The sequence below is a fragment of the Aeromonas sp. MR7 genome (assembly GCF_963899385.1).
Taxonomy (GTDB): Bacteria; Pseudomonadota; Gammaproteobacteria; order Enterobacterales; family Aeromonadaceae; genus Aeromonas; species Aeromonas bestiarum.
Genome location: NZ_CAWQXH010000004.1, coordinates 1 through 18,895, shown reverse-complemented (window position 1 = coordinate 18,895; position 18,895 = coordinate 1). Strand labels below are relative to the sequence as shown.

13 protein-coding genes and 1 riboswitch are annotated in these 18,895 nt (G+C 54.9%); of the genes, 7 read left to right on the top strand and 6 right to left on the bottom strand.

Translation table 11 applies throughout. From position 1 onward, the window contains the following. Positions 1–16: 16 nt before the first annotated feature. The 4 genes from AACW87_RS02235 to ecpA form a co-directional block, all read right to left on the bottom strand. Positions 17–1,654: a hypothetical protein gene (locus AACW87_RS02235; protein ID WP_241326444.1), complete on the bottom strand. Its 1,638-nt coding sequence runs from the start codon at positions 1,652–1,654 to the stop codon at positions 17–19. Beyond that, the gene (locus AACW87_RS02230; RefSeq protein WP_241326443.1) at positions 1,654–4,098 is read right to left on the bottom strand and encodes a fimbrial biogenesis outer membrane usher protein; all 2,445 of its coding nucleotides are present in this window, start codon (positions 4,096–4,098) and stop codon (positions 1,654–1,656) included. The genes AACW87_RS02235 and AACW87_RS02230 overlap by 1 nt, the downstream gene beginning before the upstream one ends. 81 nt (positions 4,099–4,179) lie before the next feature. After that, the gene (locus tag AACW87_RS02225; protein ID WP_241326442.1) at positions 4,180–4,842 is read right to left on the bottom strand and encodes an EcpB family pilus assembly chaperone; all 663 of its coding nucleotides are present in this window, start codon (positions 4,840–4,842) and stop codon (positions 4,180–4,182) included. 59 nt (positions 4,843–4,901) lie between these two features. Beyond that, on the bottom strand, positions 4,902–5,453 hold the full coding sequence (gene ecpA / locus AACW87_RS02220) for a common pilus major fimbrillin subunit EcpA (protein ID WP_241326479.1): 552 nt from the start codon (positions 5,451–5,453) through the stop codon (positions 4,902–4,904). A 629-nt stretch (positions 5,454–6,082) separates the two neighbouring features. Here ecpA and AACW87_RS02215 point away from each other — a divergent pair. Then, positions 6,083–6,706 carry a response regulator transcription factor gene (locus tag AACW87_RS02215; protein WP_241326441.1) on the top strand — a complete coding sequence of 208 codons (624 nt, stop codon included), beginning with the start codon at positions 6,083–6,085 and terminating at the stop codon, positions 6,704–6,706. Positions 6,707–6,711: 5 nt separating this feature from the next. Continuing rightward, complete coding sequence (locus AACW87_RS02210) at positions 6,712–10,299, top strand: transporter substrate-binding domain-containing protein (RefSeq protein WP_339385724.1); 3,588 nt, start codon at positions 6,712–6,714, stop codon at positions 10,297–10,299. Positions 10,300–10,333: 34 nt separating this feature from the next. On the opposite strand, the gene AACW87_RS02205 is transcribed toward AACW87_RS02210, so the two are convergent. After that, positions 10,334–10,774, bottom strand: a complete 441-nt coding sequence (locus AACW87_RS02205; protein WP_241280457.1) for a hypothetical protein — start codon at positions 10,772–10,774, stop codon at positions 10,334–10,336. 172 nt (positions 10,775–10,946) lie between these two features. Here AACW87_RS02205 and AACW87_RS02200 point away from each other — a divergent pair, with 172 nt between their 5' ends. The 5 genes from AACW87_RS02200 (at position 10,947) to murI (ending at position 17,824) form a co-directional block, all read left to right on the top strand. Further along, on the top strand, positions 10,947–12,620 hold the full coding sequence (locus AACW87_RS02200; RefSeq protein ID WP_241326439.1) for a sensor histidine kinase: 1,674 nt from the start codon (positions 10,947–10,949) through the stop codon (positions 12,618–12,620). Between the two features lie 76 nt (positions 12,621–12,696). Then, entirely contained in the window at positions 12,697–13,440 is a 744-nt protein-coding gene (locus AACW87_RS02195) for a LytR/AlgR family response regulator transcription factor (protein WP_043557383.1), read from the top strand. A 109-nt stretch (positions 13,441–13,549) separates the two neighbouring features. Further along, on the top strand, positions 13,550–14,740 hold the full coding sequence (locus AACW87_RS02190; RefSeq protein WP_043557384.1) for an L-lactate MFS transporter: 1,191 nt from the start codon (positions 13,550–13,552) through the stop codon (positions 14,738–14,740). A gap of 112 nt (positions 14,741–14,852) precedes the next feature. After that, positions 14,853–15,030, top strand: a riboswitch (cobalamin riboswitch). 52 nt (positions 15,031–15,082) lie between these two features. Beyond that, the gene (locus tag AACW87_RS02185) at positions 15,083–16,918 is read left to right on the top strand and encodes a TonB-dependent receptor domain-containing protein (protein WP_241326438.1); all 1,836 of its coding nucleotides are present in this window, start codon (positions 15,083–15,085) and stop codon (positions 16,916–16,918) included. Between the two features lie 114 nt (positions 16,919–17,032). Then, entirely contained in the window at positions 17,033–17,824 is a 792-nt protein-coding gene (gene murI, locus AACW87_RS02180; protein ID WP_241326437.1) for a glutamate racemase, read from the top strand. A gap of 18 nt (positions 17,825–17,842) precedes the next feature. On the opposite strand, the gene AACW87_RS02175 is transcribed toward murI, so the two are convergent. Further along, positions 17,843–18,334: an RNA recognition motif domain-containing protein gene (locus AACW87_RS02175; protein WP_042036224.1), complete on the bottom strand. Its 492-nt coding sequence runs from the start codon at positions 18,332–18,334 to the stop codon at positions 17,843–17,845. Positions 18,335–18,895 lie beyond the last annotated feature (561 nt).

Here is an 18,895-nt window from a genome sequence, read left to right as displayed (position 1 = left end):
AGATCCATGTTGATTGCTAACGCCAGCTGCCCTTGATGGTCAGGGTGCCGCTCTGGTGTACCTCACCCTCCCATGATTCCCCGCTCACCGTTTTCTGTGCTTGTCGACCAGTTAAATCAAACTCCAAATTTAATAGGTAGGAGCGAGTGATCCCTGAGCTGCCGTCTGGGTCTGTCCAGTGTATCTTCGGCTCGCTATCGCGGATGTTGAGCTCCCTGAGATTCACTGGTGTTTGGTCACATCCAATCGGAATTTTGGCGTTTCTGGCTGGTGATGTATTATTAAAATTCAAATAAGCTTCGATAGGGACTGCGCCCCTGTTACCAATTATATTGGTTGGATAGAAAGTACAACGTCCTTGAGATGGTGTTCCCCTATCCTGAGTCAGCGTTATTTCCAACCTATCTGCAGATTCTGGCCCGCTCTCTACAACTTTATAAGGGAATGACAAAATATCCTTTCCTATCACCCCCTTGCGATAAGGAGTGGCAACCCCGTCAGATGATAATATGGATACACTATATCTCCTGGGTTTTATATCAATTTGTAAAGAGCTATCTATGATGTAATCACCTAAATCTGGCTGTATTAAGTTTTTAATGAAAAACTCCATTGTCTCTGTGACTGGTCTGCCAAGATTTGTCTTTATATATTCCGAGAAATATTTTTTGGTGAAAAAAACAGATACGCTGCTGTTTCCTTTTAGAGCAACCAAGTTAAGCCCTACTGGATTGTTAGTGCCAACAAATTTACTGCCATTGATATATAAAGCAGAGTCATAGGATTTAAGTTCAGGGTTGGGATACTTGCTTCTGACCCCTATTACGCCTTTGTTTTGTAACTGGTAAGCATCACCGAAGTATTCCAGTCGATAGTCAAACATGTGGCATAAGACCCCATTGGAATCACGCCCCGGTGTGACATGTGAATAAGGCTTGCAATTCGTTGAGCCTGGCATGACGGTAGGGTTTCCTGCACTATCAACCAGAATAATATCTGAGCCAGTGACCGGTATCATCTTTAAATGTGCATATTTTATATTGTTTGCACGATGGATGATCCAAGTGCCAGTTGACATGTCTTTGCAGCGTTGCCCCCGGCGCGCATCATAGGGTTCTGAAGTGACACACAGGTTCATCTCACGGATGAGTGGTGCTCCAATCGGCATGGTTTTCAGATAATTTAAAAAGGAGGGGCTGACTCTTGCTGCCGTTTCTTGAACACTCAAGTTCATCAGGCCATAAAATCCTTGCTCATCGACTACTTGTGGATGCTCAGGTGATTTACCGTCATTGGTGCAGTTGGGGGTTTTTATAGAGCAAGCCTGAGTAATATAGGGGTGTGAGATAGGGCCTGTCTCCCACATATCAAGATTGAACCCTGTCGGGTTTTGGATTCTCATATCGGCACTTGTCTTTGCCAGTGTAAACTGAGTGATGCCTTTTTGTTCAGTCCAAGCGTTGGCGCCACCGAGTTGGTTCTCTGGACGAGACGTGAGGTTAAGTATGTACACGTGATCATTTTTATTATTCTCTATGTACATGTAGTCTAGGCTGGGTAATGCTCCTATAGCAGGGGGAGCCAGCCCCCAGCTTTTATGCTGTATTATCAGGAGTGATACCATTAAAAATGGCAGGTACATCTTCATATTCATCATATTCTCGTAGTTAAATAGGTTTTTAAACCGATACATGTGATGTCGCCAAGCCAGACCGCGCCGCTATGGGGGGTGAGATCCAGCTCAGCCTCACAGAATGCGTTGCCGTGTTTAAAGCTCAATACCGGATTGGCCTTGTCCACATCCAGTGAAAATTCGCCTGTCTCATTGGTCACAGTGGTGCCGATGTGGTTGTCGATCCTGGCGTTGGCGATCACGCTGCCATCTTCGGCACGTATGATGCCAAAGACGGTGACCATCTCCTTGACCGAGCGGGTGGCATCCAGTTTGGCCACGTTGCCAGGGAACAGGGTGTAGCGCTGCTTGCCGGTGTTGATGTCATAGCTGTCCTTGGTCGTCTTGCTGTTGAGCAGTTCCACTTCGTACTCCTGAAAGGGGGAGAGGGCGACAAAGGTCTTGCTGCCTTCGAGCGAGTACTCCTGGCCATTGATCCTGGCGAGCATCTTGCCCTCCTTGCCGATGCCGGTATCGATCAGCAAGCCGGAACCGGAGCGGTTCTGGCTGGAGGCCAGGATCTCATCTCCTGTGGTGATGACAGCACCGCGTGCAATCAGGTTGCCGTTCACATCGCCACCCTGACTGCGACCCAGGGTCAGGGTGCCGCCCGTCATGCTGTTTTCAAAACCCAGGCTGCCGGAGAGGGTCGGGTTTCTGTTCTTGGCATCGTTGACGACTTTAGAACCGTTGAGTGTCGCCGTGTTGATGAAACCCTCCATGCGTTTCTGATAGCTGAGGTTGGCCGTGGTCTGGCCCTCTTCGTTGCTGCTCATACCCAGGCTGAACAGGTTGTCGAACGGGATCGAGTAGTCCAGGGTCAGACTCTTGTTGTTGAACCCGCTCAGGGTCGCGCTGCTGCTCTGCAGGCTGGTACGCAGCGACAACTGGCCATAGCGACCGGAATAGAGGCTCTGGTAATAGTCGATATAGCTGCGATCGCTCCCCTGCTCACGGTCGTGCGTGGTGTTGAACGAGAGACCCCCAAGCTTGTCATGCCAGCCGCCCAGGTTGATGCTGATGCCGGCGGTATACAGATCCAGGGCGGCCGTGGTCAGCTTGTTGCCCGTGTCGAGTTTCTCCTGACTGAGCCAGAGCGAGACGTTGTCATGGACCTGTGCCGTCACGCCGGACGAGATCCGCCAGGAGGCATCCGAGGCCAGCATGCCCTGCAGCTGGGTACTGACTCTGTCGGTCAGCTGCCAGCTGGCCTGGCTCTCGCTGACCAGGGCATCCTTGAAGCCATAGCCGGTCAGGGTCAGGTTGGTGGTCTCGAAGGTACGTGCCAGCGACAATCCCAGCAGGGGGGAGTGGGCACCATCCTGACTGGCCTCCATCAGGCCGCCCCAGGATTGCCAGCCCCACTCCTGATCGAAGCCCAGGCTGTTGTTGAGTTTGGTGACGCGCTGATTGCTGGATTCCGTCAGGCGGCCATCGATATGGATCTCGACCGTGACGCTGTAGGAGCCGTGGGGGAAGCGGCTGGTATCGATGCGGTGGTTGCCGATCGAGAAATTCTGCAGGCCGATCAGCTTGCCATCCCGATAGACCTGAACCTCACCCGCCGAGGGCATGAAGACCTGGATCGGGGTGGTGGATTCACTCTCGTTGACGGTACGTGAGAGTGCCTGATTGCCGTAAGAGAGCCCGTAGATCCGGCCTGCGTTCAAGGCGGATACGCCCCCCAGGGTCTGGAGATCCCAGGTCGACACCATGCCGGTCGCAAAACGGCGATCTTCGATATCCCGCTCATACATGGCGCGATAGAGGGAGCCGTTCTGGTTCGTTTCCCCCAGGTTGTAGAGAGAACCATCAAGGTCCAGATGGTGTTCACTGTACCCCACCAGACTGTTCAGCTGGGCGAAGTTGGTGCTGGTGCTGCCCGCCTGACGACTGTTGGCAAAGGAGTAGCCCAGGTTGTAGCGATTGACGCTGGTCAACGCCTCAACGGAAGACGTCAGGCTGGTCTTGGCCACACTGGCACGCTTTTCGCCAAAGGCGGCCTTGGTGACCTGTATGGTCAGCAGCATGGCGATCAGATCCAGCTGCAGGGTGGCGCTGCCGTTGATGACCAGCCGTCCGTCGCTGGAGAAGGTGCGCAGCTGATCCTGTTGCAGCAGGTCCACCAGCTCCTGGCGCAGGGCCACATCGCTCTGGCCCTGGTTGAAGTCCAGGTTGAGCAGGTGCAGCGCGCCATCCCGCAGGATCAGCGTGGCGTTGCCAACGGACTCTTCGGTGGTGGTGTCGAGTGCCAGCGCCTGATCTTGATACTGCAGCCTGACCGGTACGGCAATGCCCTCTGCCAGTGCACTGGCAAAGCTGGCAGGAATGATGATATTGGCGATTTTGAGTGGCGCTGAGGCGCTGGCCGAGGCTGACATCATGATCAGCAATGAGACTGGCAACAGGCAGGCTTTTTTCAACATATCACGCACCATGGTTCCAAATCTCGGCAAAAAAACACAGCCATTCGACCGGGTGGTAGAGGCAGTAAGAGAACATCAGCATTATTTGACGACGACGAATTCTTGACCCAGCCAGAGGCCGACATGGCTCTTCGGATCCCGGAGATCAACCTGGCGGAATTGGCGTTGCTTGCCCGGCAGGTCGTAATAGGTTTCCTTGCACTGCTCTTTGCTCTGTTTCAGGCAAGTACCATAAGCAATGGTTCTGTATGAGGCGTTCCCTTTATTGGTCAGGGTGTCGCCTTGCAGAAGGTAATCGAATTGCTGCTGGCGCGGTGTGACCACCAAGATGGTGCCTATCTGGGCAGAGGTGGTGGCGACCGCCTGACGGCGTTCGTTGCGCTGGTCGTCCATCGACAGGGCGGTATCCAGCCAGCGGATGCGGTAGTAACGCTCCTTGCCATCCTGCGGGCCCTTGTAAAAGAAGCGCACGTTGTTCTTGGCGTTGGCAGGGAGCATCAGCCGGCTCGGCGACAGCATGAGTTCACCGTCTACCTCCATCGGCATCTCCTGTCCGCCCTCCTCCGGGGAGGAGATGCGTGTCACTGTGACAGTGACCAGTCTGGCCTGATCGCTGGCGTTCTCGATCTCTTTGGCGACTTCCTGGCTGCCCGCATCAATAAAGGTGGTCACCGAGCCGACGTTGATCGCCTGGCTTATTCCGGGAATAAACAGCATCCATATCCCCAGTATTTTCAGGTTCATGTGATCTCCTGTGAATACAAAGGGCCCCGCAGGGCCCCGAATACTATGCGTTGAGGCAATCAGGCCCAGCTGGCCACGAACTCGACGTTGACTTCGCCATTCCACTGACCGTCTGGCAGGGCATCAAAAGTGACCGCTTTGCCGTCGGCAGTGGCGCTTTCGATGTGAAAGTTGAAGGAGCCCTGTGCCGTGGCGCGTTGGGTGTCGACCATGAAACCCTTTGCTACGGGGGAGAGACTGCCGCCGTTAATGCCGGCTGCCGTATCGATCAGGGTGGTGTAGGCCGAGGTGCCGACCGGTGCGCCGCCCCAGTACACGCCCACCTCGACGGTGGATTTACCACCCAGATGGTTCAGGGTACCGTTCAGCTTCTTGGCTTTCAGGGTGAAGGAAGTCGCGCTTGCATCCCCCTTGATGGCGACATCGAACAGGCCGTCGACGGTGTTGAAAGCTTTGATCCCTTCGGCGTACTGGAAGGAGAGGCTGGAGAGCGGGGTGACAACCAGATCAGAGGTGGTGTCTTTCTTGGCGGTCGCCTTCCACTTGGCGGTTGCGGAGGCGTCCATGGCAGCATTAGCCGCAGCAGTAAAGCCAAAACCTACAACTGTCAGCGCAATCAGCGATTTTTTAATTGATTTCATTGATGTTTCCTACCGAATTCCCTAATGGGTGGTATTGAGTCACCCGTTTGATTCACTGCACCCGAGGTGCATTCGTTCTTCATCCCCGGGGCATATTCGACCTGGGGTATTGCCAGGCCCCGCAACATAATGTTCCGTTACCCTGCTCATCTTTTCGCCGACCAAGATAACCGCCAGACCTGCTTGGATCGATCTAATGATGTGTAGGAAATGTCCTAAAAGGCAGTTGTTATGTGCAACTTCAGATGCATGTATATCCCGGCGGATAGATCATTAATGATTTAAAGTTATAGTTTTGATTTTTATGAACTTTAGTGCTTTTTCATCAAGATGAATCGGGCGTCGGGTGAGCTGTCATGAATGATGTTTGAGTAGGCGATGCGCTACAAATGAACCATAAGATTCAAAAGAATATATGAACATATAACTGATTGATAAATAGATATAAAACAAACCATGTCAAATGGTGTTTAGGTTGTTTTATCAGCGATACACTTTAATTATGTAACATATTATTAATGTCGAGGTGCCGTATGGTACAGATACTGCTTTTGCAGTTAGTATACGCTTAATAAAATGAATCAACGGTAGGTAGGCATATGGCAAGGGTATTGATAGTCGATGATCATCCTGCAATAAGAATGGCAGTGAATATGCTGCTTAAACAGGATGGGCATCATATCCTGGCAGAGGTTGATAATGGTGTTGATGCTATCGCGTCGGCTAGAATACATCAGCCTGATATTGTAATTCTCGATATTGGCATTCCCAGACTGGATGGTATTGAAGTTATCAAAAGACTGAAGGATCTGGATGCCAGCATCAAGGTGGTTATTTTATCAGCACAATCAACCCATCATGTCATGGTGCGCTGCCTGCAGGCCGGGGCTGATGGATTCATGTCCAAGCTGGACGAGCTGTCGCTATTGAGACGTGCGATCGTAAAAATAGAGAAAGATCAGCTCTATTTTCCAAGAGATATTATCGCAGGTGCCAAAAATGCTCATTCGGTAGACAGGGAAGATCTATTGTCCGCACTCTCTGATCGTGAAATGAGTGTGCTGCTTCAGATATGTCAGGGTCAAATAAATAAGCAGATAGCGGAAAGCATGCTGCTCAGTGAGAAGACGGTCAGCACCTACAAGACTCGCCTGATGCAAAAACTCAATGTAACCAACATGGTTGACTTGATTAACCTGGCCAAGCGGCAAAAATTGATATGAGCAAGATGAGATTACTTCTGATCTTGCTCGTCGGCCTCAGTTCGTTTCTTGCTTCTGCCAATGAGCTGGAGGATAGCCTGCTGCATGTCTATGCACGGGATGAAAATGAGTATTTTGGTAAGCAAATACTTCCATTACATAACGATGACTTGGTATGGTTATACAATAAGAAGCAATTGATTTTAGGTGTACCAGAGCCAGATAATCCACCTATGGATATAACCATCAGGTCTGGTAATTATGAAGGGGTAACTGCTGATATTATTGGTATTCTAAGCAGGATATTAGGTGTCGATTTTTTAGTGAAGAAGTTACCTTCTCGATCTGCTGCAGTCGACGCACTTAAAAGAGGAGAGATAGACTTATTGAGTACATCAAATATTTATGAGAAGGAGCAGGGATTATTACTGACAGATAAGTATATTGATGATGAACCTGCAATATATAAAAACATAAATATTAAAGATAAAAACATACAGGTAGTGGCGGTTCCTGAGTATTATCTACCTGCCGTTGACATAATGCGCTATCTACCTGATGTGAAAATCAAAGTGTACCCATCAAAATATAGTGCTGTATCAGCGGTTTCTTATGGTGACGCTGATGCTGTCATGATGGACTTGGTATCCGGTAACTTTTTAATAAATAACTATTATCAAGATACAATTCGCTTGTCGAAATTAATGTATTCAGACACTCAGGGGTTTGCATTTTCATTAAATAAAAGCAATCGCCAGCTGAAAAAGATAATTGATATAGCTTTGCATGAGATTTTAGAGAAAAAACGGGATGAGATAGCCAAGCGTTGGAGTGGTGGTGGGCTTTCAATTAGTGCAGATAAAATCAGGTTAACCAGTAGTGAATGGTCTTTTTTGAGTGAGCGACGAAAGTTAAAGATAGCTGTTAGCAGTGGTTTGCCTCCCCTTAGTTTCCTTGATGTAAATGGTACTTTGCATGGGGTGACAGCAGACCTTTTACAAGTTGTAAGGGTGAAGCTGGGGGTTGATATTGAGGTTATTCCCGTCGAAACACCTCAACGTTTGACACAGTTGCTGGAAAAAGGAAGGGTTGATGCTGCCATCATGGCCATCTCAGAGGAAGGTCGCCAACGTTACCGATTTAGCCGCGCCTTTATAATGGACCCTCTAGTGTATGTGGTCCATTTGAAGCAGAAAGATGCAACGCCGAGCGATTTACTTAAGGCTGACTCTGTGGGTGTGGTTAGGGATGCAGCCTTGCTGCAAGCGATCTCGAATGTATATGGAAAGCTGAATATAAAGTTATTTGATAAATCAGAGGATGTTCTGAGATGCGTTGCTATTGAGACTTGCAGTGTTGCAGTTCTTCCATTAAGAGTTGCCAAATATCTAATCAACAGCAAGTTTCCTGACCGTTTGACTATTAGAGGTGAATTATTTAATTCAATACCCATTTCTGCAGCACTGGCAGTGCCTCGGGGCCAAACTGATCTGCTTAATATACTGGACAAGGTGATCGCAACCATACCGCCAGATGAGCTGGAAGGGCTGTCCAACCGCTGGAGAGTTAATGCTCGGCAAGAGGCTATTTCTTGGCGTGAATTCATGGACGAGTTTGGCATCTTTATTTCACTGATCCTGCTGTTGATCATCTGGGTCAGCCTATGGGGCCTATCTCTGCGCAAACAGATGCGCGAACGTCGGGTTGCCGAAGTGGCGCTGAGTGCCCAGCTCAAGTTCATTGAAGATCTGGTGGACGGCACGCCCCATCCCATCTATGCCAGAGACCAGGATGGGCGGCTTATCCTCTGCAACAGCAGCTATGCGGCCTTCTTTGGTGAACCGAAAGCCGGCTTGCTGGGCGCAGGCCTGGCCGCTGATGGTGAGCGTTGGCCCTTTCTCGCTCCCCTGTTTGCCGATCTTGCCGCTGCCCGCGAGGAGCGACAGGCGCAGGAGGGGGATCATCGTTTGGTCATGGTGAACGGGGCTGTGGATGTCTATCACTGGGTCCAGCCCTATTACGATCTGGATGGCAAGGTGCAGGGGGGCATTGGCGGCTGGATCGATGTGAGCGAGCGCCTGCGCCTGCTGGATGATCTGGCGGTGGTCAGCCAGGAGGCACAAGAGGCCAATCGCGCCAAATCGACGTTTCTGGCCACCATGAGCCACGAAATTCGTACCCCCATGAATGCCATCATTGGCCTGCTGGAGCTGACTCTGCGGCGAGATCGTCTGCATGAGGAGGATAAAGCCTCGCTCTCCATCGCCCATGGCTCGGCGACGGATCTGCTGACCCTGATCGGCGATATCCTGGATATCTCCAAGATAGAGTCGGGGCGGCTCGAGCTGGTACCCGAACCCCATGACATAGCGGCCTTGACCGAGTCTGTCGTTACCGTGTTCAACGCCCTGGCCAGACAGAAGGGTCTGCAACTGGATCTGGTCATCGGAGCGACCCATTGGGTGCAAATAGATGGACTCTGCTACAAGCAGATCTTGTCCAACCTGATCAGCAATGCCATCAAGTACACGGATAAGGGATCGGTACGGGTGGAGTTATTGTCACGGGTTAGCGATGGCTGGTGCACCTTGCAGCTGGCGGTCAGAGATACCGGGATAGGAATAGACCCGATGGAGCAGGAAAAGTTGTTCCAGCCCTTCAGTCAGGCCAGTCAACCCAAGCATATTCAGCGATCTGGTACCGGCCTGGGGCTGATGATCTCTCGCTCCCTCTGCGAGTCAATGGGGGGATCCCTGGTGCTGGAGAGCGAGTTGGGTCGTGGCACCCGGGTGTGTGTCGAGATGAAACTGCCCCTTGCCACGGCCGTGGAGAAACCCCTGTCAGGCGAACTCGACTCAGTGATGGCGCGCGGGGATAGGCTGCGAGTGATGATAGTGGATGATCACCCCACCAATCGGCTGCTTATCAGTCAGCAACTGGCCTATCTGGGGCATGAGGCCATGGCGGCCGAGTCGGGTGAGCAGGCGCTGGCGCTCTTCGCCGAATACTCCTTCGATGTCGTCATCACCGACTTCAACATGCCCGGCATGAACGGGTTCGAGCTGACCCGGCAGTGCCGTGCGCGGGAACACCTCAATGGCAGGCACCGTTGTGTGATCCTGGGCCTGACGGCCGATGCGCGTCAGGAGCAGGTGAACGAGGGTCATGCGGCTGGCATGGATGATTGTCTGTTCAAGCCGGTAGGGCTGGAGGCGCTCGATCATTGCCTGCGTCGGCATATGCAGCGTGAGGAGCAAGCCGATGTCGCCGCTTGCATGCAGGAGATCAGGCAGTGTCTCGGGCCGCTGACCGGCCACCAGCCAGCCCTGATGTTGCCCCTGCTGGCCGAATTTGTTCGTGCCAGTGACGACGACCTGCAGGCGTTGCAACAGGCGGCGACTGCCGGGGAGCTGGCCCGCTTTCTGGATTATGTTCATCGTCTGAAAGGCGGAGCCAGGATCATGGGGGCCATGCAGCTGGTTGCCACCTGCAGCGAGATAGAGTCCGGGGAACTGAACGCACAAACCCTGCCCATGGCGTTGCAGCGCCTGCAACGTGTCTATCACATTGCCAGGCTGGCCATAGTGCGGTTGCAGAGCGCAGAACCTGGATGAGAATGAAGGCATGGTGACATGCCTTCATGACTGCTCAACCGTGCCAATACACCATCAACTCATAGGCAGCCTCACCTGTCTGGTGGGGTCGGCTCGAAGGGGCTTGATAGCTGAGGTAATAGCGGGTGGCTTGTGCCAAGGTCAGAGGATGTGTGGAGGGGATCCGTTGACCATTGAGCGTGAGACTGATGGGGGTGCCGGCCTGTTGCGTCAGGGTGCCATACAGTTTGCGGGCTTGCAGTTGATAGGTGGTATTGAAGTCCGGGCTGCTGATATTGGCCGCCAGGGTGTGAATGGGATACTGCGTCTGGTTTGAATTGACGGGTTGGAGGCCGGGATGGGTGAGCGCTATTTCCATCCTGGTATCTTTACTGGCGGTGGCTGGCCAATTGAGTTGACGGGTCAGGGTGTCGGCCTGGGCGGTTGCACCACAGCACCCAAGCAGTAACGCCACCAGCATTCCTTTCTGAGACATATGGTCATCTCCTGGATCTAGAGGTTACCCCGTTGTCGGGGTCATCCGTTTATCGACTCACCTGCCAGAAAGCTTAGTTTGACGCTCGTGATTCGGAATGAGCTGACACGGAATACGGGGTATGATCCCGCGCCTTGGTACATATCTTCTTCATTGATACGGGATCCCTGTCTTGCTCGAAAATCAGATGATGTTGTTGGCGGTATTCGAACGGGCGGCGTTGATGCTGATGACCCTGTTCTTCCTGACCCGCACCCGGCCGTTCCAGCGGCTGTTCCAGAAGCGGGATCACACCCCGGCCGAGCTGGTGCTGGTCGCCTCCATCTTCGGCCTGTTCGCCGTCTTCAGTACCTACACCGGCATTCCGGTGGAAGGGGCGCTGATCAACGTGCGGATCATCGCCATCATCTCGGGCGGCATACTGTTCGGCCCCTGGGTTGGCATCCCGGCCGGGGTCATCTCGGGCCTGCACCGCTATATCATCGACATGGATGGCCACACCTCGATCCCCTGTCTCATCGCCAGCATCATCGCCGGCCTGCTCGCCACCTGGTTGCACCTGCGTTGTCGCAAGTCGCGGCTCTGGCTCTACGGCATACTGGCGGGCATGTTGTGCGAGGGGCTGACCATGTTGCTGATCTGGCTGCTGACCGAACCTCATGAGGTGGGGGTGGAGATCGTCAGCCACATCGCCTATCCGATGATCGCCGGGGCGCTCTGCATCGGGCTCATCATCAAGCTGGTGCAGGATCTGGATGACGAGAAGGAGCTGATTGCCGCCAAGCAGGCCAAGCTGGCGCTGGATATCGCCAACAAGACGCTGCCCTTCTTCCAGAAGGTCGATCGCCACTCCCTCGGCCAGGTGTGCGGCGTCATCTGCAACGAGATCCATGCCGATGCGGTGGCCATCACAGATACCCGTGACGTGCTGGCCTATGTGGGGGTAGGCAAGGATTACTACGAGCTGGACGAACACCACGCCATCAGTGGCATGACCCAGCAGGCCGTGCTGCTGGACCAGATCATCATCAACAACGATCTGCGCCAGTATCACCTGTCAGATTTTCACTCTGTCATCATCATTCCGCTGCGGGAAAACGGCGCCGTCAGCGGCACTCTCAAGATTTATTACCGCCGCACCCACAGCATTACCAGCTCGCTGCGGGAGATGGCGGTGGGTCTCTCCCAGCTCATCTCCACCCAGATGGAGGTGTCGCGCATCGAGCAGTTGAAAGAGATGACCCGCAAGGCGGAGTTCACCGCGCTGCAGAGCAAGATCAACCCGCACTTCCTGTTCAATGCCCTCAACGCCATCTCATCCCTGATCCGCATCCGTCCCCAGCAGGCGCGCCAGCTCATTGCCAATCTGGCGGACTACCTGCGCTACAACCTCAACAAGGGGGATGAGTTGATCGACATTCAGGAGGAGCTGCAGCAGGTGCGCGACTACGTGGCCATCGAGCAGGCCCGCTTCGGTGACAAGCTGGAGGTGGTGTTCGAAGTGGACGACGTCCACATCCAGGTGCCGAGCCTGCTGTTGCAGCCGCTGGTGGAAAACGCCATCCTGCACGGCATCCAGCCCCGCAGTGCGCCGGGCCGAGTTACCATCGAGGTGAAGCAGTTGGCAGGTGGCATCCGGGTGGCGGTGCGCGACACCGGCTATGGCATCAGTCAGGCGGTGATCGATGGCGTGGCCGCCGGTCGGGTGGAGAGTCGCAGCATAGGCCTGATGAACGTTCATCAGCGGGTCAAGCTGTTGTACGGTGACGGCCTGCAGCTCAAGCGGCTGGAACCGGGTACCGAAGTCTGTTTCTATCTGCCGGATCAGGAGGCCATGCCATGCTGAGAGACATCACTGTTGAGGACGAGCCTCTGACGCGAGAGGTGCTGGCCTGCTCTTCTTCCCAGCTAGGGGCAACGCAATGCTGAAAGCCATTATTGTCGAAGATGAATACCTGGCCCGTGAGGAACTCATCTATCTGGTGAGCCAGCACAGCCAGATCGAGATAGTGGCGAGCTTCGAGGACGGGCTGGAGGCCTTCAAATACCTGCAGGATCACGAGGTGGATGTGGTGTTTCTGGATATCCAGATCCCCTCCATCGATGGCCTGCTGCTGGCCAAGAACCTGCACAAGTCGAGCCATCCGCCTCACATCGTCTTCGTCACCGCCTACAAGGAGTTTGCGGTGGAGGCGTTCGAGCTGGAGGCGTTCGACTATATCCTGAAGCCCTACAACGAACCGCGCATCATCAATCTGCTGCAAAAGCTCGAGCATGCGGGCAAGTCGCAGCCAGCTGGCACGGGGGAGGCGAGCGGCGACGTGATCAGCCCGCAGAACCGCACCGTCAATCTGGTGAAGGGGGAGCGCATCATAGTCACCCCCTGCGAGCAGATCTACTACGCGGAAGCGGACGAGAAGCTGACCTATGTCTATACCCGCACCGATCGCTATGTGATGACCATGACCATCAGCGAGTTTGTCAGCCGGCTGCCGGCGGAGGGCTTCTTCCGCTGCCATCGCTCCTACTGCGTCAACATCAACAAGATCCGCGAGATAGTCCCTTGGTTCAACAGCACCTATCTCATCCGGCTCCATGACCTGCCGTTCGAGGTACCGGTCAGCCGCAGCAACATCAAGGCGTTCCGTCAGCTGATGCGGCTCTGATTGTCATTCATTCCCGCCGATCTGCATTTCATGCCTTAATCGGTCGGCGCGAGCTGCGTCTTGCCTATAGTGGCCTCAATTTCCTTAAGGCCATCGACCGAGACGCATCATGACCAAAGAGATGAATCGCACCCGCTATCTGACCCTGATAGGTACCATCATCACCCAGTTCGCGCTGGGTTCCGTCTACACCTGGAGCCTGTTCAACGCCCAGCTCTCCGACAAGCTGGACGAGCCGGTCAGCCAGGTGGCGTTTGCCTTCGGTCTGCTCAGCCTGTCGCTGGCGGTGGCCTCTTCCATGGCGGGCAAGCTGCAGGAGCGGTTCGGGGTGCGCAATGTCACTCTGGGGGCCGGCGTGCTGCTCGGCATCGGCTTCTTCCTCACCGCCCACGCCAGCAACCTGGCCATGCTCTACCTCTGCGCGGGGATACTGGTGGGCTTCGCCGACGGGACCGGTTACCTGATGACCCTCTCCAACTGCGTGAAGTGGTTCCCGGAGCGCAAGGGGCTCATCTCCGCCTGCTCCATCGGTGCCTATGGCCTCGGCAGTCTCGGTTTCAAGTACATCAACCTGCTGCTGCTCTCCAACAACGGTCTGGAAGCGACCTTCCAGCTGTGGGGGCTGATCGCCATGTCCATGGTGCTGGTGGGCGGCATGCTGATGAAGGATGCGCCCAAGCAGGCCGCCTCAGTGCAGCAGACCGAAAGCCGCGACTTCACCCTGGCCGAGGCGATGCGCAAGCCGCAGTACTGGATGCTGGCGCTGATGTTCCTCACCGCCTGCATGAGCGGCCTCTACGTCATCGGCGTGGCCAAGGACATAGGCGAGAACATGGTGGGTCTGTCGACTGCGGTTGCCGCCAATGCGGTCGCCATCATCGCCATGGCCAACCTGGGTGGTCGACTGGTGCTGGGCATACTGTCTGACAAGATGTCCCGCATCCGGGTCATCACCATAGCCCAGCTGATCACCCTGTGTGGCATGGCACTGCTGCTGTTCGTGCCGCTCAATGCCAACCTCTTCTTCGTGGCGGTGGCCTGCGTGGCCTTCAGCTTCGGTGGCACCATCACAGTCTATCCCTCGCTGGTGAGCGACTTCTTCGGTCTCAACAACCTGACCAAGAACTACGGCGTCATCTATCTGGGCTTTGGTCTGGGCAGCATCATAGGCTCCATAGTGGCCTCCCTGTTCGGCGGCTTCATGGCGACCTTCAACCTCATTCTGGTGCTGATGGTGGTGGCCCTGGTGCTCTCTCTCACCATACGTCTGCCGGCTCCCAAGCCGCTCTGCACCGATTGAGGGTTCGCCTCGCTCGATGACGACATGAAACCTGAGCCCGATGGGCTCAGGTTTTTCTTTCATCAAAAGACGTATAGATGGCTAAATATCTATACTCTTGTGCCGCCCTTTCCTATAATCCCCCCGCTTTGGCGCATCATGCTTAATAGGGAATCCGGTGAAAATCCGGAGCTGGCGCGCAGCGGTAAGGGGGAACGAAGCGACATCAGGGCACTGCCGTCAGGTGGGAAGCCGTCGCCGTAGGCCATCAGCCCCCCAGCCCGAAGACCTGCCAAAGTTCGTATTTCGGGCCGAGAGAAACCGGCCACGAAGTAGATGCTTACGCGAACTTAAGGATCTCTCATGTCCAAGAAATTATTGGTGGCTGCCCTGTTGCCAACGGCGGCCTTCGCCCAGACGACCATCCCCGTCAATCCTACCCTGGTGATCACCGCCAACCGGGTGGAACAACCCATCAGCACAGTTCTGGCTCCCGTTGTGGTGATCGATCGCGCCGAGATCGAATCCCGTCAGGTACAGAGCCTGCCAGCGCTGTTGAAGACGCTGCCGGGTGTGCAGATCACCACGCTGGGTGGGCGAGGGCACATGAGCAGCCTGTTCATCCGCGGTACCAACTCCAACCATTCGCTGGTGCTGATGAACGGGCGCCCCATCGCCGCCATGGTGGCCGGCACGCCAGACCTCAGCCAGATCCCGCTGGGCAATATCGAGCGCATCGAGTACATCCGGGGACCACGCGCGGCCGTCTATGGCGCGGATGCCATCGGCGGTGTCATCAACCTCATCACCAAGACCTCCGCCAAGAATGGCAGCGAGACCCACCTGAAGGGGGGCGTGGGCAGCAATGGTTACGGCCAGGGTCAGGTGCGTACCGTGCAGGCCCTGGGTCAGCAGACCGACATGAATATGATGATCGGCTACGAGCGCACCGATGGTTTCGATGTGGTGGCCAATGCCCAGCAGCCGGATCGGGATGGCTTCGACAGTCTGAACGGCCAGATCGGGCTGAACCATGCCTTCAATGATGCCTGGAGTGCGGACTTCAACGCCCAGGGTTATGACAATCAGACCGAGATGGATGATGCCTATCAGTCGGCCGATCAGAGTCGGGTACAGGCCTTCCAGTATGATGGCGGTCTCAAGTTCCAGAGCGAGACGCTGACCAGCCGGCTGGAGGCCAGTTATGGCGAGAACAAGCTGAAGAGCTGGTGGGAGAGCAAGGGAGAATCCAGCGCCCAGCCGATCCACACCGGCTTGACCCGTTTCTCCTGGATCAACAGCTGGAGTGGCGTCGAGGGGCTCAACCTGACCGGTGGCGCCGACTGGCAGCAGGAGCAGTTGAAATCCGACTCGCGCAGTTCTGGCTTGGTGTTCAATGCCCCCGATCGCGACAACACGGGTCTGTTTGCGGTGGGCAGCTACCGCTGGCAGGCCCTGCTGTGGGAGCTTTCGGGTCGCACCGATGACAACGAGCAGTATGGCCGTCACAACACCTGGGCCGCCGCCAGCGGGCTGGACATAGATGACAACCACAATGTGCGGTTGAGTTATGGCACCGGCTTCAAGGCGCCGACCTTCCTCGACCTTTACTATCCCGGTTATGAGAATCCGGATCTGAAACCGGAAGAGAGCAAGAACCTGGAGCTGGGCTTCACCGGCCGTTATACCGGTTGGGACTGGTCGCTGAATCTGTATCGCAACCAGATCCAGAACCTGATCGCCTGCCAGAGTGCCTTCTCCACCTGCAAGCCGGACAACACGGATGCCGAGATCCGCGGCGTGGAAGTGGCGTTGGGTCTGGAAACCGGACCGCTCCATCATGATCTGAGCTTCGATTACACCAAGACCGAAGACAAGAACGATGATGACCAGCAACTGCTGCGTCGTGCCAAGCAGAAGGCCAGCTGGCTGACTCAGGTACAGCTGGGCCCGGTCGATCTCTCAACCGAACTGCTCTATGTGGGCAAGCGGGATGACAAGAACTTCAGCAGCTTCCCGGCTGAGCGGGTAGAGCTGGGTTCCTACACCCTGATCAATCTGGGGGCCAGCTACGGGGTGACGCCTCAGTTCACGCTGGGTGGCCGCATCGACAATCTGTTTGATCGCGACTATGCCCCGGCCTATGGCTACGCATCGGCGGGTACCGAGTTCAAGCTGACGGCGGACTACCGCCTCTGATCGCCAGCGCTACTATATAGAAGAGAAAAAGCGAGGCCCTGCCATGTGCAGGGCCTTTTCTATTGGCGGTCGGCGGGAGTATGATCGCCGTCTTGCACCAAAGGGGGAGGTCAGGTGGCCAATATTCTAGTGTTCGACTCCGGTATGGGTGGCTTGACCATCTATCGCGAGATCCGCCGTGCGCTGCCGGCACACAACTACTTCTATTGTTTCGACAATGCCAATTTCCCCTATGGTGAACTGAGTGAGGCGGCCCTCATCGCGGCCTGTACCCGACTGGTCAGCCACATGGTGGCCGAGCATGCCATCGATCTGGTGGTGATTGCCTGCAACACGGCCAGCACCATAGCCCTGCCATCCTTGCGTGACGCCCTGACCATACCCGTAGTCGGCGTGGTTCCCGCCATCAAGCCCGCGGCCGCCCTGACCCGCAATGGTTGCATCGGCTTGCTGGCAACCCCGGGTACCGTCAGTCGTGAATATACTCACGAACTCATTGCCCAGTTTGCGCCGGGCAAGCGGGTGTTGCTCAAGGGCGCGACCGAGCTGGTCATCGAGGCCGAGCACAAACTGGCGGGACGACCGGTAAACATGGCGCTGCTGCAGGAGGTACTGGCGGACTGGATGGAAGGAGAGGAAAGGCCGGATACCCTGGTGCTGGGCTGCACCCATTTCCCGTTGTTCAATGACGAGATCCGGCAACTGATGCCAGGATGTCAGCTGGTGGATTCAGGGGACGCGGTGGCAAGACGGGTGGCACATCTATTGACGACTATCGCTGAGCCGGTTTCTCAGGCCATGGTGCAGGCCAGGGCCTATTGCACCCGACTGGATGCAGAAGCCCAAAAACTGACAGCCCCCTTGCAAGCTTGGGGGCTGTCATCACTCGAAGAGGTTCGGTACTAGTTCGTTACCGCCAAGGGATCAGGCGTCGACCTCGCTTCCTTCCCTCTCATCTTTATCCCGCTTGTCGTTAGCTTCGCGTACCTTGAGGGTGCGCTGCTGATACTCCTTGTCATTGAGCGCCGTGATTGCCTTGGCTGCATCGGCGGCGGGCATCTCCACAAAACCAAATCCTCTGCGCTTGCCGGTAGCCTTGTCCTTCATCAAACGGACCGAGATCACCTGGCCTTGTTCTGCAAACAGCTCGCGTACGGCAATCTCGTTGGCGCGATAGGGCAGGTTGCCTACATATAAGGTACAAGTCTCTTGGCCGGAGACCAGCTCGGCCGTGGCGGCAGGTGTCCGCTTAAGGAGCAGCGGCACGATGAAACCACCAATGGCCAGACCCACAGCAAAAATCACTTCGGCTTTCAAAGAAAACTGCAGAGCCTGGGCAACCAGATAACCAACCAGCGCCAATACCAGGGCAAGGATGGCCGCCTGCACATAAACGGGAAACTTGGATAAATTCATCTTTAAAGACCTTTTGTAAATGAAAGCAAAAAAGGTGCAACACTCTATTCACCTCCATGGTAACCAGCTTTCCAGCCGGGCGCTACCATGGACCACTTGGGACACATTATCCGTTCCAGTATGGCATCCCTTAATGGGGGAAGACCCACTTAAATGATGATAAAACAGGACTGAAATCATCGGCTTGTGGATAACACTGTATATATACACTGAGTAAGCTGTTTCTAATTGGATATTTTGAAGTTTCCGTGACTTTCTTCAAAAAAAGCCTTGTCATCGCGGCGCGGCTCCCTATAATGCGCCCCTACCAGCACGGCGGAACACGCCAACCTGATGAGCCAGCTTCCTAGCGAAGTGGGCGCCGAAAGAAAAGCGAAAACAATCGCTTGACTTTCGAAGTGAGGAGCGTAATATGCGCCTCCTCAACGCGACAAGCGTGACGCTCTTTAACAATTTGAATCAAGCAATCTGTGTGGGCACTCACAGCATCGAACATCAAACAATTTTGTTGATTTTCAATGTCTGGTGAAGTGACCAAAACGACTTGTTAGCAATAACAAG